Origin of the sequence: Nitrosospira multiformis, assembly GCF_003050865.1 — a bacterium.
GTDB lineage: Bacteria > Pseudomonadota > Gammaproteobacteria > Burkholderiales > Nitrosomonadaceae > Nitrosospira > Nitrosospira multiformis_E.
Genome location: NZ_QAOK01000041.1, coordinates 1 through 13,095, shown reverse-complemented (window position 1 = coordinate 13,095; position 13,095 = coordinate 1). Strand labels below are relative to the sequence as shown.

Sequence of the window (13,095 nt, the reverse complement as noted above, 5' to 3'; positions counted from 1 at the left end):
CGCTGGTCGTCGTACCAGACCTTTGCTCCCGGCTTGGGAAATACAGTCTTGATCGACAGCAGATACCGCATCTGTTGCGGCTTGAAAATGCCGCGCTGCGGATTAATGAGCGGAAACCGCTCTCCTTGAAAGACAAAACCCGGGTTCAACTCGGCCGCAGTGAGGTGATCGTGGATTTCTCCAAGCCTGCGGACGTGGTTGAACGCCGCCATACGTATTAGGGTATCGGTATTCTCAGAGATGATCGATCCCATTACTCATCCCTTAAAACAATTTTCATTGTGCCAGCGCAGGGCGTCAGGATTCGGATGCTGGCCACTCTCTGATGGAAGTTGGATCTGGTGACCGTGAAGGTCGTAATAGTGCTTGCCGTTGTCAAACTCTTCCCGAATGCGTCGACTCACCTCGAATCGCAATTCGGGTGTCACCGTTACATATCCGGCATCGAACAGGCTATGGATATCTCTCCGCAGAAGCAATCCATTTGTCGCCTCATGAGCGCCGCCATCGCCATAAGGGCGGATATGTGCTGCTTCCAGGGCAGGCAACGTTCTTTCCTGCGTAATCGCGCAACGACGCCGATAGATGTCTGTCACGAGCACCCGAAATGCGCCTTGTCCAAGTCGAGGACGAATGAGATAAGGTTCGCCAAAACGTTTGCTGCCTTCCGGGATCTCTGGTGTCATAAGCCTGCCGAGCCGCCAGTTAATCTTTTCCCATAGCGCGAGTCCTTCCGCGTCAGTCGTGGTGTAAGTCTTGAATGAGACTATATTCGGCGACCAACTTGCGGGAACCCGGATCCAGTCACGTTCCTCAAAGAAAAAGGGTTGCGTCAAGATGCGACAGCCGATATCGAAATCACTGCGATCGCCGGGATCGATATGGCGGTAGCGTGCGATGCGCGAGCGCATCTCCTGAGCAGACCGCGCTCCATTCCCTTCGCCAAACGCTTCCCAAGCGAGGGAGCAGGGCAGCGTATTGGAATATGCGAAGATACCGCCACCGACGATTACGTTGCGTGGCGCATGTAGTTTAAACAGAAACATTTCGCCCGGCTGGAGTGCGCGGAAATTGGCTGCTGAGGGCGCCCAGAAATTCACCTCGCTAAGATTCGGCTGCTTCCTCAGCATCTCGAACCAGTCACCGTCTGTGACAGCGATGACGAGATTGATATCCATTAATTACCTACCGCCCCTCAAATAAGTGAAGTGAGAAGGACTGAATTGTCAATCTGATCCAGAGCATCTTGCCGCACCTTTTCAGCAGCACGTCGAATGTCTCGGCGACCCATCGGATGAGCTAGGATATTAATGAGGTGACTGATGTATTGAAGTGAACAACATACATCAAAACATGGAAAAAACAGGAAAGCAACCCGCCTAAGGCTGAGGGGAAAGGCCCTTTCTGGATCAGTGGGAGTAGATGAGCTGATTGCCAGCGCAACTGTGACGCAAATTTATGCTTATCTGATTCTGGCCCGCTACAGGGATGAAGCCGATCAATACACCACCTGCGGCAGGGCTGCAATAAAGAAAGCGCTGGGCTTGGGAGATGGACAGGCACAGCGAATTCTTGAAAGCCGGTGTATCTTAACGATCATGCAACCAGAAGGGCAGCGCTGTGCATTCAGCTCATGAATGGTAAGCTTGGCGGGGAAATGATTGAACGTCCAACACTCAATTCCGGTTCAGGTTTTATCTCTACCCTTTCGGCAATAACAACGGAGCAGGTAGGGTTTACCAACACCAAGCCTTATGATCCTTTTGCTGTAACTCGCGCAATACACAGCCCCAGGTATCGTGTTTTTGTTTAAAACTTATCCCGATCCTTGCCGTATTCCAGATTGTAAGGGCCAGCCGGTAAGCCCTTCGGAGCTACAAACGCCTGATCGTTTGCCCGCCGTGCGAGTGGCAGGTAATCGGTTGCCATTGCGTTTACTGCCGCTGCCACCGCCATCCCTATCAATCCACCCCCTGCCCCGCCTGAGCTATGGACAACCTTTTGTGTGGATTGCCATAAAAGGGTGCCTGTCCTTGTATCCTTCAGCTCATAGTCCATCTCGACCGTTACTGTGGAGGCAAGAACAATGTATTTGCTGCTCCAGTCTTTAATGGTAATGAAGAGGGCTGAGTCCGCACCGAACAGCTCATACAGGCGTTGGGTAGGAAGCAGGTGAATGTGCCCTGCCTCTGCAAGGCCGAAGTCTCGCAGGACAAGGTCACTCAAGTAGACGGGGAAAACATAATAGCCTCGTTCCGCCAAAGGCCTGGTTATTGTTGAAACAAAAACGGGCGAAGCACTAATTTCCGTTGTGTTGTTAACAACTGGAACAACCAGTATCGAGCGGGGCTGATGGGCATAGAACGCTGCAAGATCGTTTTTTTCCGGTTGTACCGCACAGCTCGAAAGCAGGCCCACCATGCAGATTGCAGTAATTGCGATGAAAACCCCTTTCATGGCTTGGCACCCGTATTCACAGTAGCGTTGGTTTGGGTTTTTTCCACCGCCTCTTTTTCCTTCTGCTGGACGCGCTCAATCAATGTGGTCATAAAGGCACTCGACTCGGGAAACATCCGCTTTTCTTTTTCAAAGTACGAGATCGCTCCCTCACGATCACCGCGTTTGAAAAGCACAAAGCCGTAGTCGGCGTAGGCGCCAGGAGGAACCCTTAAATTCTGTTGCTCGGCAGCGTTAATGGTCTCGAACAGATAAACATCTGCCTCTGCATGGTTCTGGCCTACGTAACGTTCATGGAGTCCGTCTTCAAATTTTCCCCAATGGTAGATCGAGGGCCCCGCACAGCCCGCGAGCGAGCTTGCGAGGATGCCAGAAAGGCATAGCTTAAGAAAAACTTTAGCCGCAAGGGGACGAGTGAAGTCTTTTACTGTTCGCATGATCGACTATTGGATCTGGTTACGGCGTGCTTCCAGCGTTGCCATAACATTGTTCATCATGTTGACGATGGCAGCATCAATGGCCTTGCCTTCCAGGGTCGAATCAAATCCGGTAGCGCCGCCAAAGCCCAGGGTGCTGCTGGAAGACAAATCCGCCTCGCCCGCGCCTTCCTGGGTGTAAAAAACTTGGCCCGTCCTGGGATCAACCAGTCTCAATACCACACGGGCGCGCGCCCGCTGTGTCTTGCTTTTGCCAATCACCCACGTATTACCGGTGGTGTCCCTGCCCAATTCAGCGACAGAACCCATGATCAGGGCGTCTACGCCCATCAGGTTCTGCTTGAACTGTTCTTTGCTTAACCCCATCAAATCGGCTTCGGCGGCCAGCTTCCCGATATCCTGCCGCTCGACGACGTTGAAGCGCTGTGTTGCCACAAGATGGCGCGCAAGCAGATCAGAGGCTTGCTTGCCGATCCTGTCGCCGGATGCATCTGTGAAAAGTCCACTTCCGTAAACAGATTCATTAGTAAAACGGGCAATACCTACTGTGATGCGCTGATTTGCAGGCAATGGGTTTGCGACGACGCGGGGACCGGGATCCTTGACGCCTTCCTGAACGGTGCGGGTGGGCGCACAGGCAGCGACCATCAGAATGGTGGCAATTAGCAGTATTCTTTTCATTTGTCCTTCTTTAAGGTTGGCACTTGAACTGGGAGAGATTGCATACAGCACTAACTCATACTCATCCATGAGTTCGGCATTCTACTCTTTTTGCAATAACAACAAAGCGAGCTATTTTATGCCTCAGTACAGAGTCAACAATTGGACTTAGGTACAGTATGGTCAAGGGAGGCGTTGGTAAAATCGTTGGCGTGCTGGCTACAAATTGGCGGATATGCTGATTGCCGAGACTACGGCACAACAGCTCGCCGAATGTGCAGGAGTGCTTGCGTAAAGCTTGCGCATTGGCAAGCGAGGCATGGAGAACTGAGATGGAGTGACGCTGCCAATGGTTGATCTGACAGAACCAGCAAGGCTCGGGGAAAACTTTAGATGACGGGATGGAAATACCTGTCGGATACCGGAACTGTCGGGAGCAGGCCTGGGAGAAGCGAAGCACTGAATACGTGCAACCGCGTGCACGACTTTCACGGGAAAGCACTGCCTTGGGGGAGTGACAAAAACGGCAAGGGCCGCGATTGGTTAGAGAACTCAGGCGAGTATAATTCCCGCCAGCCTCAAACCAACGCGACCCTTGCAGGCTGATTGTACACTGCTTGATGGATCTTGTTTTGTTGGTCACAGACCCCCCTCTCTATAGGGAGCGTATGAATAATGAAAAAACGACGTCCAGATCAAACCACGCCTTTCTCGGAACTGCCGCGAAGCCGGCGGCGCGACCTGTACGTGCGCCTGCGTTGGAAGATCACGCGCAAGGCCAGCTACTACGGAGGAAAATTTACGAGTGATGCCCTGCTTGATGAAGCCGGCAGGCCCGGCCCGTACAAGCAGTGGATCGACTGCCTCTTTCTCGGCGGCGATGGCCTGACCATCTGGAATGCGACGATTGTTACCGCAACCCAGCAATTCTGGGATGAAGCACGCCTCCTTGCCGAGGAGCGAGCCTCATCGCTGCTGATTGATGAGCAGGAGGAAGACGGGTTTATTCGGGAAGGGCCGTTTCTTGCGAATGGGCAGAAGTATTTCCGGATGGTGAAGCGACAGCCCAAGGCTTATGCGTGTTTGGGCGGACTGACGAGGCAGGAGTATGAAGAGCAATGCGAGCGGGCGATCATTGAAAATGAGCCGCCGGTCATCCACGAATCTTTCACCATCGAGTCAGGGTATCGTTACGGTATTGGCCTTTATGCCATTGTCCAGGCGGATGAAATCAATCGCGAGGTGATCGAGAGGACGATCGAGCGGTTCCGGGAGGTAGGCGAGAAGGACTGGCAAAGCGAGTGTCTCGTTTCTCGCGAATTATTGCCGGTCGAGACTCAAGAGAACGCCTTATCAAGGATCCACCACCTGCAAACCGCACCTGGGGCGGGAGAGTTCGACGAGAAGTTGAAGGTCGAGTAGAAATATGGGGTGAATGGACGATAAATAGCGGCCTACGTCTTTCCGGTTTTTGGGGTCGAGGTCAAGTGTGGATAAATCATCTTTTGCTCCATGATAAAAAACTCGCGGGCTTCCGTTCTGACCTCGGCTTCAGTTGCTTCCGGTATCTGATCGAGCAGTTCCGAAAACTCTTCTTGTGTCCGCGCCTTTTTCAGTTTTTCCCGCCATTCCTTTCGGTTCATTGAACCACCTCCAGAGGTTCCTCATCCATGATCGGCCGGGCGTAGGTTGTCAGGAGTAGTTACATCTTCCCGGCCCATTTCCATTATGCGGAAGAGCTGCGGTGCTGGCCGAAGAGGGCTACTTCGGCATGAGCAACATTAAGCAGTGGGGGCCCCCCAACGGGAGAAGTGGATGTCGCCCCGGCCTAGCCATCCTTTGTCTTTGTAGTTCGGGTGGTAGGAGTCGAAGGCTTGAATTTCAACATCGGTTCCATGAAGAAATAGTCGGGGTCGTCCGGCGTCATTGGTGGCCCACGGTCCGGCAGCTCCATTATCACCGCTGTTATTTCTTCTGTTGTTTGCGCCTTGTCCAGCTTTTCCTTCCACGCTTCCCGGTCGAAAGCCATCTGAACTGCCTCCCGAAGTTTAATCGCCTTCGATTCTATCGGAACTGCGCGAAAATACCCTTGGATTGCGTAGTTTGTCCGAGCCATCTAAAATCACAGCGTCAAGGGTCGCATTGGCTTGTGTGCGGCGGGAATTAGACCCGCCACTGTCAGCAAGCCAATCGCAGCCTTTGCGTTTTGTCATATGTACCGAAGTACCGAATGCTCCATCATCGGGCTTGACCTCGCCCTTGACAACGGCAATCATTTCAGCCAATTTGCATCAACGCCAGCGGGCGGGTGTGCTGAAGAGCTTGGGAAACCAAGTCTTAGAGGCGCCTTATAAGACGCTGGCGTTCCTATTCCAGCGCCCTGCAACGTGCACCCTAGATTGGCGCTCTTGGTGACCTGCTTCCAGCAATTAGCTACATAGCCCAGTAGAATACTGGTTTTATGATCCGCTCGGGTTCCAGGTGGAGGCAGGCAGAGGTTCATATACTGCTACCATTCGTCACGCAGCTTGCGCTGATATTCCACTCCGTCGATATTTCGATCCTTCCAGATTCCATACGCGGCCTCGAGGGCATCCTTGCCCGCCTTGCTCTCAGCAAGGATCAGATCAAGGTAGGCGGCAAGCGCTCGACGGATGAGCTCAGCGCGAGATATGCCTTGACGTTGCGCCAATGTCGTCAGTTCGGCCGCCAGATCATCAGGGATATCATCCATTGTGCACATGGAGTGCTCCATAGCAAAATGGCAATGGTATATCAATTACATGATTAGGTCTTCACCCGCCTGTCCGAAACGGGAGCTGCAAGAAACGAGTGAAGAGGACCGCAAGTTTGTGCTAGATGAGGAAGAAATGGAGAGGCATGAGCTAGCATTGATCGCAGAGAACATGAAGGCGAAAACTGCCGCTATCTAGACCCGCTCCGCGCCAAGTGCGACTCGCCAAGGGCAAGGCGTCCCGCAAACGTCCGAAACGTTCGGAGCGCAGCCAAACGACATAATATCAGACAATGCTTTCGGTTCATTAGACAAGCCTGAGCCAAACGAGGAAACCAAAGCGGCAGTGCTTGAATGCTTCAACTCTAGCGAGTAGCTTTGCTCAGGTTTTCCACTGTAGTTTGCGAATTTGTGTGGTAAAACATCGGGATTATTGTTGCAGTATTTGACCAGATCGGACCCTTGGTATATTTTTCCTTTAGAGCCTCGCGCTTGCGACAGACTGGTCATGTATAGGCCAGAACGATCGACAAGCTCGAGGCTTTTCTCGTGTGGTAGTACCGCACTCGTGTGGTAGTACCGCAGCAATCATCGTATGGATCCGCGATTTCGGAGTCCGAAAACGACAAAGCCACCGTGTGACGTGGCTCCTTGGTCTGGCGTGAGAATGATTGACTTAACGATCCGTGCGATACAAGTGCACGCCCCCGACTGAGAACGTTCCAGTATTCCGGGTCGATCAAAGCTCTCGCTTGATATAAGGGACTGGATGAGAATTCCGCGACGCACTGTTGCCTCAACCGCTCGCGCTGGTCTTCCCATTCCTTGACTTGCGCCGAGCTGAAACGCCCCCGGTCCAAGGGCTTACCCAATCGTCCGATGAATTCTCTTCTGTTGAAGTCGTATCTGTCATCCTTGAACTCCAGTGCCTTGTTTTCAAAAGCCTTGACGAAAGTATGGATCAAGGCACGCATCTTGGCAAGATCGTCACCGCGCCAGTCGAGCGGTTCCACGCCGTTCTTCTTGTCGCCCTCAATCTACTGCGCCCCAGGCTCGATATGCCGCGTGGTACCGTAGCGCAAGGCAAGGAAGGGCATGTTGCTCGTTCTGCGTATCAGCGAGCCGGCAGCCAAACCGGCAGTATCGGCAAAGAAGAGCTATGGGTTCCAGACCCAATTTGTGATCTGAACCAACTAACAGTTCTAGGTTGCGTCTCGTAACCCTCAGTTATCCCAACGGATAAAAACTCGTCAGGTTTCTCTGGCGTTTCTGTGACCGGAGTACGGCACTACTTCGCCATCCGGTGAGACAAAGGCAATCCCTATCTTGCGAGGGGTTTGTTTGGACGCATTCTCCTTGCGAAACAGCCCCAAGTGCCTGAATAGCCGCTCCTGGGCACTGTTCTTGTCCCAGAACTTTATCTTGCACGTCCTCCCTGTCACCTTGCCGTCAGTGACCATCTGGCCGACTTCGATTGATGAGATAGCAGAGGCCGTGGCATCGTCAATTTCATGAATGGCTTTCGGTGATCCATCAAGGTTGAACAGCTTGCGTATGTCCGAGAACGCAACTGCTGCGGCCTCGCGCACGATGTTCTCGGTGGTCACTTCGCAACGTTTAGCGATCTCCCTTTGCTTCTGCTCGATGGCCTCCCGGACCTTAACATTACTTAACAATCGAGAGGCCGCCGCTTCTGCCGAATTCCCCCGGGCGTCATAGCCGGCACGCACATACGCTGCCGTGGCATTAAAATCGACGCAATACTCGGCCACGAATCGCTGCTGCTTCGGTGTAAGTTCGAGTTTTTGCAATTTTTTCATCTCAACACTGCTCGACCAGGTCCTGACTTGCTCTCATGAGATAGTAATTTCGCATACTCTCGTCGGCGTTGCACTGCTCAAGCACATTAATGGTGGTTTCACTGGTTTCTCCGATCTGGCTCAGCCACCGCCGCAGTAAAGCTTCATCTTTTTTCCCGAGGGGAGCCCCAGGAGTTTGGCGCACTGGCTCAAAGGAAATCGCAGCTATTGCCCCAGCTTCGCCTCGCAAGGCATGGGAACGGGTCGCAGCTGGGTAAAACGAGACTTCCTTGATGGTACCGTCTGGGTACTAAACTACCACCTGCTAGAAGTAGGTGGGTTAGCGCAGCTTGGGTGCAGACGACTAAAGTCGCCTATCCGCACCAAGCTAGCGCGCATGAGTCAACACATTTAAAGTCAAAGTCACCGTCTAAAGACGGTGGTTTTTACCAAATTTATAGAAATAAAACCGCCACCAGTACGAGGAAGCATCGGCGCACGTCATATTCGCTCCCATGGTAATTATGTCTTGTCCTCGAAGCGTCTCCAGAATTTCTGTTTTGTTTTCGCGGATAACGGGAAGCCAGCGGGCGGCTGAATCTTCATAGCCGAAATAATGCAGTCCTCCCCCAACTTTAATAAAGAGGCTCAGCCCGTCCCTCGCGGCTGCTTTGATAATCTCTGCGGCACTCACACCTCACCCCCGATTATTTTGTTATTACCGGTGACACTTTTCGTTATCGACCGGGATAAAGGAGGTAAAGGAGGTAAAGGAGGTGAATCGGCCACAACGACTCGCCAGGCATTACGTCCTTCAGCTTGGTCCTTTTGAAATTTCATGCCGTTGATGATGCGATCCATATTTTTCTTCAATAACCAGCCAAGCTTCGAATGATTGATCTCGCCTCGCTCTACAATGGGGAACTCACACATTGCGTCGCGAAGGCTTGAATTGGTTTCAGCCGCTTCAATCGCCCGGCGCACCGTAATCGAGTACGACCCGAATGCCCTTTGCCATTCGACCATCAGCGATCCAAGTAACTCGGCGTCGGGATCGTGTTTGACCTGTTCGAGCAATGCCGTGGCCGGATCAGGCTGCCCCAGCCATATGAGCGGATGGCGACAATAATCCGACCATGAGCCGCCGAACGTAACAATGTTCTCAACACCGGCACGCGGCGAACCTGCCTTGCGCCATGCCAGGATGAGGGTCAGTACAGCGGCCACATACCTCCCCCGGTTCTGGCGCACCTTGTCGACGGGCGAACTTTTGTAATTCAGGGTGGCAGGAGTTGAGCAGCGCGGATCGAGGTGAATCGTTACGATGCGCCGCAGCAGATCACTTACAGGTCCTACGTTATTCCCCGAACCCAGAAACAAGGTACGCGTACTTACGGTTGCTATTTTGCTTGCTCCCAAAATGCGATCGGTGATGTGCTCAGCCGTTAATACCCGCTTGATGATTCCATGCGGTATCCAGTCGTTGGCCATGTCATCAAACTCGATAACGGCAGGTCCGGATAGAAGCAGGAAAAGCATTACTTTGGTGGCTTCCTCGGATGTGGTGGGGTAGCTCACTTTTGTGTTTCTTCCAGGCCCTGCGAAAGCGCCGATCAGCTCGCACAGATAGGTTTTTCCACTGCCATACACCGGAGCCTTGACGTGGAATCCTGGCGCATAGGAAAGCGAGGGCCGCACTACAGCCGTGAAGATGGCTGATAAAGCAGCAGCTCTATCCGTATCGCTGACGAAATGAAACTCTTCGAGGAGATCTTCCAGCAATGCCATCGCCGCCACGACTTCCTCATTCGTCGGCTCTGGTATGACAAATTGACGGGGATCGAACACCCCGAAGCGCTGAGACGTTTTGTCATACCCTGCCTCGGTAATGAGTTTCCCGTCACATTCCCGAAAATAGGGTTGCCTTATTACGCCGGCAAGCGGAGGCAGATGCCGAAAGTCCTGCGCATCGTAAAGTATGGAAACATGTCGCTGAGGTGGATCACAGCGAACCCAGGCGTCTGAACGTCGGTCGTATTTCTCCCATAATGCAGCAACCGATAGTTCCCTCGCCAATGCCTGAGCGCTGGTTGGAACAATTGAAGGATCACCGGTAGTCGGATCGCTTGAGATCGAAACAATCAGTCCACCCGACTGGAAATGGCGTCCCCGGGCTGCCAGTTCTTTTTCAGCTGCGTCCACTACACGATGCAGGTCGCCCGGAATCACCCGAATGAGGGGCTTATGCCGTGCCTCGATGTTCGGAATCTCAAGCTGTGCCAGCAAATCCCTGATGTGATATCTCTCCCCATGGGAGTGCTGGCAACAAAAGCCTCCCAATGGATAAAGATCATCCGGCTCGAAATAGGCAGCACCGGTATCCAGTGCGTCAGTATGCTCTTCTACCCATGGACAGGTGATGTCATGCTTGCCAGAACCCAGGGGAGTCTTATAAAGTCCTCGTTCCTTGAGCGCTGCCACCACCGGGTTTTCCGCAGCCTACGGCATCAATACATCGTGAGCGTCATCCCATTCGCTCCGCTTAACCGAGGGTGTTTTGGAATGCTTTGGGCGTCTACCTGGTGCCCGCTCCAGTTCCAGGCGAGCAAGGATTTCGTGCGGAGTGTAGCGCTTCTCGGGGCGCCATTCGGTGAGGCAGCAATGGAATGGCTCGCCCAGATTATCCTTGTGTTTTGGCTTGCCATTGACCGCAACGGGGAGGCGCGCCCAACGGCTCAATGGACCAGCCGCGCCCGGATCACAAAGGCCCGCATCGATTACTGCAGTGAGCAACCGTACCGCTCCTGCTGCATCGCTTATCGGATTGGCCAGAATGATTCCTCCCTGGTAGTTCCCCGGGCTCGTCTCGATCAGCCAGGATAATTCGAAACTGCCCAAACGCTCGAACGGGACCTTCGTCCCTATGTCATCGAGCATCAGGAAATGAAAGGCTGCAAAGCGATCCTTGCGTGCCTTGAAGGAACCATCGTCTCCGGGGAAGAAGCTCGAACACCCTACATAGTTGTTATGGTTGGCAGAAAGACTCTGAATGCCCTGGTTTGCAGGGGTCGCTATCCATCCCCCGAGAGTGGGATCCCCCGGTTTTGAACAAACCGCCGCGAATGCACCTTGGGGTATCTGCTGAAACACGCTGGCGATAAATTCTGCGTTTGTAATCGGGAATTCACCACCTTTACCCCCTTTACCCCCTTTGCCTGGGTCGCTGGCGAAAACTGTCAGAATTTGACGTGTCATGGTTGCGCCCCTCAAGCAAGAGTCTTGCGGGCAGCTTCCAGCTTCAACACTAAAGCCCGGATTTCATCATCGGATTTCCCGGCCGCGCGCGCCGCATTGATTGCTTCTACTTCGCTCTCGAGCCACCCTACCGACCTTGGCCCCAGTTTAATGGGCTTTGGAAATAAACCCTGCGCCATACGAACATATCTCGTGGAACGCCCCTGTCCTGTGTTGCTGTCTACAACAGGGCCGCGGACAATCTTAGTCCTCATTTTTGAGCCTCCTTAAGCAGTAATGGACTTGCCAAGGCAAATCATGACTGCGCGATTTGGGCGAAAAAATATCGCCAAATCTGCTCGAGGAGAGATTTTTAATTTAAAAACAGGAGATTAGAACGGGTGGAATGTTGACGGAATGAAGGGTGTAATGAGCGACTAAAGTAAAAATAATAGTAAATACAAGACTTTAGCGCGGAGAAAATTGGGCGAAAAAATTCCGCCCAACTTTTTTAAAATTTCATATGTTTTTTAATGGTTCCAGCACTACGGCCGCAGCCAATCTCTTGCCTGGCGATTTGTTGCGCGTACCAGGTATCAGGCTTATCAGGGATCTTCTTTTTAAGGGCGCGATAAGCTTTCTGCCAGCTTTCATACCTTGCCCGGATTTTCCTGGCTCAAGTGAAATTGGAAAAAAGGTACCTCGGGTCTGATTATATGATTGGAAAAATACTCGAGGCGTCATTTCATCAACCTGAGCATCAACGCGAAGCCGACGCATTTTGCGCCAAAATTATTGAAGCCATAAGAAACCACAAGGTTTTCGCGTGGGACTTGGATAAAACAATTAACGCGCTGACGAAAACGTTTCCCCTCACTGTTCTCGATGTGCTTGTAGAGCAGGCAATGGATGACTACGGGCTGACCATTTTTCAGGATATGAGGAGTGTTAACCGTTCGTGCCCACTGGATATTGTTTCCGACGAGCTATTGATAAGTTGGGCAGCTCGTAAACCTAATTCCCGCTACACCTGTCTCGCTAGAGTTGTAAAGTTCTTGAACCAGGGTGATGAGGATGATGTCGGTAACTGGTCTGCTTCTGCGGAAAAACTCATCGAGGTAGCACCGGAACCATCAAAGGTATTGGACGTATTTCTGAACCGTTTCGGATGCCAAGGCAGAGGCTCTTCGCTCGCCGCTACTTTGGTGAGCCGAATTCCTCTAATCGAGAGCCTCGTGCAACACTCTAATTCGGAGATTGCAACATGGGCCGAGAGGAATGCTCCCAGTTATGCAGCTATGATAGAGCGCCAACGCGCTACCGAAACCGCCGAAGATCGGGCGCGGGACGAGAAATTTGAATAGCGCTAAAAATGCTAGGGCGCGTGTGTGGCGTTGCTAGCCCCTTTTCTAGCTATTCTTGTAATCGTTCTATGGGATATATTGGTAAGGAGTCCGGAGACGGCATCTAAAACTGGTATGAAACAACGTAAAAATGGCGGATATAGATCCCTCTCTGCTAGGCTCAGGACCTATTAATTTTGGGATTCACGGAAGTGAGTGGATGTGATTCACTTTCACTTATGGCAGGAGGAGTTGCCATGAGTGATCTTTTTATGCTGTCAGAGAAACAATTCAACCGCATAAAGCCTTATTTTCCCTTGTCGCATGGGGTGCCACGTGTGGACGATTTACGGGTGATCAGCGGGATTATTTACGTGATAAAGAACGGCCTGCAATGGAAGGATGCTCCCAGAGGCTACGGGCCACACAAG

18 protein-coding genes and 1 pseudogene are annotated in these 13,095 nt (G+C 52.4%); 3 read left to right on the top strand and 16 right to left on the bottom strand.

The annotated features are described in order from the left end of the window. The 5 genes from C8R21_RS14475 to C8R21_RS14450 all read right to left on the bottom strand — a co-directional run. The coding region (locus C8R21_RS14475) for a hypothetical protein (protein WP_219906683.1) at window positions 1-254 on the bottom strand (254 nt) is incomplete at its 3' end. A 3-nt stretch (window positions 255-257) separates the two neighbouring features. Continuing rightward, window positions 258-1,178 (bottom strand): HNH endonuclease, encoded by a 921-nt coding sequence (locus tag C8R21_RS14470; RefSeq protein WP_107763337.1) that lies wholly within the window; start codon window positions 1,176-1,178, stop codon window positions 258-260. A gap of 631 nt (window positions 1,179-1,809) precedes the next feature. Beyond that, a complete protein-coding gene (locus tag C8R21_RS14460) occupies window positions 1,810-2,457 on the bottom strand; it encodes a GNA1162 family protein (protein WP_107763335.1) in 648 nt (215 codons plus the stop codon). After that, window positions 2,454-2,894: a DUF4810 domain-containing protein gene (locus C8R21_RS14455; protein ID WP_107763334.1), complete on the bottom strand. Its 441-nt coding sequence runs from the start codon at window positions 2,892-2,894 to the stop codon at window positions 2,454-2,456. Before C8R21_RS14455 ends, C8R21_RS14460 begins: the two co-directional genes overlap by 4 nt. 6 nt (window positions 2,895-2,900) lie before the next feature. Further along, a complete protein-coding gene (locus C8R21_RS14450) occupies window positions 2,901-3,575 on the bottom strand; it encodes a CsgG/HfaB family protein (protein ID WP_107763338.1) in 675 nt (224 codons plus the stop codon). A gap of 654 nt (window positions 3,576-4,229) precedes the next feature. Between C8R21_RS14450 and C8R21_RS14440 the strand changes: the two genes are divergently transcribed. Continuing rightward, on the top strand, window positions 4,230-4,976 hold the full coding sequence (locus C8R21_RS14440) for a hypothetical protein (protein ID WP_107763332.1): 747 nt from the start codon (window positions 4,230-4,232) through the stop codon (window positions 4,974-4,976). 32 nt (window positions 4,977-5,008) lie between these two features. Here C8R21_RS14440 and C8R21_RS14435 read toward each other — a convergent pair whose 3' ends face one another. The 11 genes and pseudogenes from C8R21_RS14435 to C8R21_RS14380 form a co-directional block, all read right to left on the bottom strand. Beyond that, window positions 5,009-5,197: a hypothetical protein gene (locus tag C8R21_RS14435; protein WP_107763331.1), complete on the bottom strand. Its 189-nt coding sequence runs from the start codon at window positions 5,195-5,197 to the stop codon at window positions 5,009-5,011. A 185-nt stretch (window positions 5,198-5,382) separates the two neighbouring features. Further along, window positions 5,383-5,583, bottom strand: coding sequence for a hypothetical protein (locus tag C8R21_RS14430; protein ID WP_107763330.1), 201 nt, complete (start codon window positions 5,581-5,583; stop codon window positions 5,383-5,385). 19 nt (window positions 5,584-5,602) lie between these two features. Continuing rightward, the gene (locus tag C8R21_RS14425) at window positions 5,603-5,839 is read right to left on the bottom strand and encodes a hypothetical protein (RefSeq protein ID WP_146162515.1); all 237 of its coding nucleotides are present in this window, start codon (window positions 5,837-5,839) and stop codon (window positions 5,603-5,605) included. Between the two features lie 224 nt (window positions 5,840-6,063). After that, window positions 6,064-6,297 carry a ribbon-helix-helix domain-containing protein gene (locus C8R21_RS14420; protein WP_181258965.1) on the bottom strand — a complete coding sequence of 78 codons (234 nt, stop codon included), beginning with the start codon at window positions 6,295-6,297 and terminating at the stop codon, window positions 6,064-6,066. A 497-nt stretch (window positions 6,298-6,794) separates the two neighbouring features. After that, a pseudogene (locus C8R21_RS14410) lies at window positions 6,795-7,430 on the bottom strand (hypothetical protein); the annotation flags it as partial. A gap of 108 nt (window positions 7,431-7,538) precedes the next feature. Beyond that, the gene (locus C8R21_RS14405) at window positions 7,539-8,108 is read right to left on the bottom strand and encodes a terminase small subunit (RefSeq protein WP_107763325.1); all 570 of its coding nucleotides are present in this window, start codon (window positions 8,106-8,108) and stop codon (window positions 7,539-7,541) included. 1 nt (window position 8,109) lies between these two features. After that, entirely contained in the window at window positions 8,110-8,292 is a 183-nt protein-coding gene (locus tag C8R21_RS14400; RefSeq protein WP_146162514.1) for a hypothetical protein, read from the bottom strand. Window positions 8,293-8,517: 225 nt separating this feature from the next. After that, window positions 8,518-8,781, bottom strand: a complete 264-nt coding sequence (locus tag C8R21_RS14395) for a hypothetical protein (protein WP_107763323.1) — start codon at window positions 8,779-8,781, stop codon at window positions 8,518-8,520. Beyond that, on the bottom strand, window positions 8,778-10,568 hold the full coding sequence (locus tag C8R21_RS14390) for a hypothetical protein (RefSeq protein ID WP_146162513.1): 1,791 nt from the start codon (window positions 10,566-10,568) through the stop codon (window positions 8,778-8,780). The genes C8R21_RS14395 and C8R21_RS14390 overlap by 4 nt, the downstream gene beginning before the upstream one ends. An 18-nt stretch (window positions 10,569-10,586) precedes the next feature. Then, window positions 10,587-11,342 carry a DNA-primase RepB domain-containing protein gene (locus C8R21_RS14385; protein WP_107763321.1) on the bottom strand — a complete coding sequence of 252 codons (756 nt, stop codon included), beginning with the start codon at window positions 11,340-11,342 and terminating at the stop codon, window positions 10,587-10,589. Between the two features lie 11 nt (window positions 11,343-11,353). Beyond that, entirely contained in the window at window positions 11,354-11,596 is a 243-nt protein-coding gene (locus tag C8R21_RS14380) for a helix-turn-helix transcriptional regulator (protein WP_107763320.1), read from the bottom strand. 405 nt (window positions 11,597-12,001) lie between these two features. On the opposite strand from C8R21_RS14380, the gene C8R21_RS14370 reads away from it, so the two are divergent. Both C8R21_RS14370 and C8R21_RS14365 read left to right on the top strand, forming a co-directional pair. Further along, the gene (locus tag C8R21_RS14370; protein WP_146162512.1) at window positions 12,002-12,685 is read left to right on the top strand and encodes a hypothetical protein; all 684 of its coding nucleotides are present in this window, start codon (window positions 12,002-12,004) and stop codon (window positions 12,683-12,685) included. A gap of 236 nt (window positions 12,686-12,921) precedes the next feature. Beyond that, window positions 12,922-13,095, top strand: a 174-nt coding sequence (locus tag C8R21_RS14365; RefSeq protein ID WP_258192434.1) for a transposase, incomplete at its 3' end; no start/stop codon positions are given.

Coding starts and splice junctions, on each gene's coding strand:
- C8R21_RS14470 (WP_107763337.1), bottom strand. CDS start 1,178: ATGGATATCAATCTCGTCATCGCTGTCACAGACGGTGACTGGTTCGAG.
- C8R21_RS14460 (WP_107763335.1), bottom strand. CDS start 2,457: ATGAAAGGGGTTTTCATCGCAATTACTGCAATCTGCATGGTGGGCCTG.
- C8R21_RS14455 (WP_107763334.1), bottom strand. CDS start 2,894: ATGCGAACAGTAAAAGACTTCACTCGTCCCCTTGCGGCTAAAGTTTTT.
- C8R21_RS14450 (WP_107763338.1), bottom strand. CDS start 3,575: ATGAAAAGAATACTGCTAATTGCCACCATTCTGATGGTCGCTGCCTGT.
- C8R21_RS14440 (WP_107763332.1), top strand. CDS start 4,230: ATGAAAAAACGACGTCCAGATCAAACCACGCCTTTCTCGGAACTGCCG.
- C8R21_RS14435 (WP_107763331.1), bottom strand. CDS start 5,197: ATGAACCGAAAGGAATGGCGGGAAAAACTGAAAAAGGCGCGGACACAA.
- C8R21_RS14430 (WP_107763330.1), bottom strand. CDS start 5,583: ATGGCTTTCGACCGGGAAGCGTGGAAGGAAAAGCTGGACAAGGCGCAA.
- C8R21_RS14420 (WP_181258965.1), bottom strand. CDS start 6,297: ATGTGCACAATGGATGATATCCCTGATGATCTGGCGGCCGAACTGACG.
- C8R21_RS14405 (WP_107763325.1), bottom strand. CDS start 8,108: ATGAAAAAATTGCAAAAACTCGAACTTACACCGAAGCAGCAGCGATTC.
- C8R21_RS14385 (WP_107763321.1), bottom strand. CDS start 11,342: ATGACACGTCAAATTCTGACAGTTTTCGCCAGCGACCCAGGCAAAGGG.
- C8R21_RS14380 (WP_107763320.1), bottom strand. CDS start 11,596: ATGAGGACTAAGATTGTCCGCGGCCCTGTTGTAGACAGCAACACAGGA.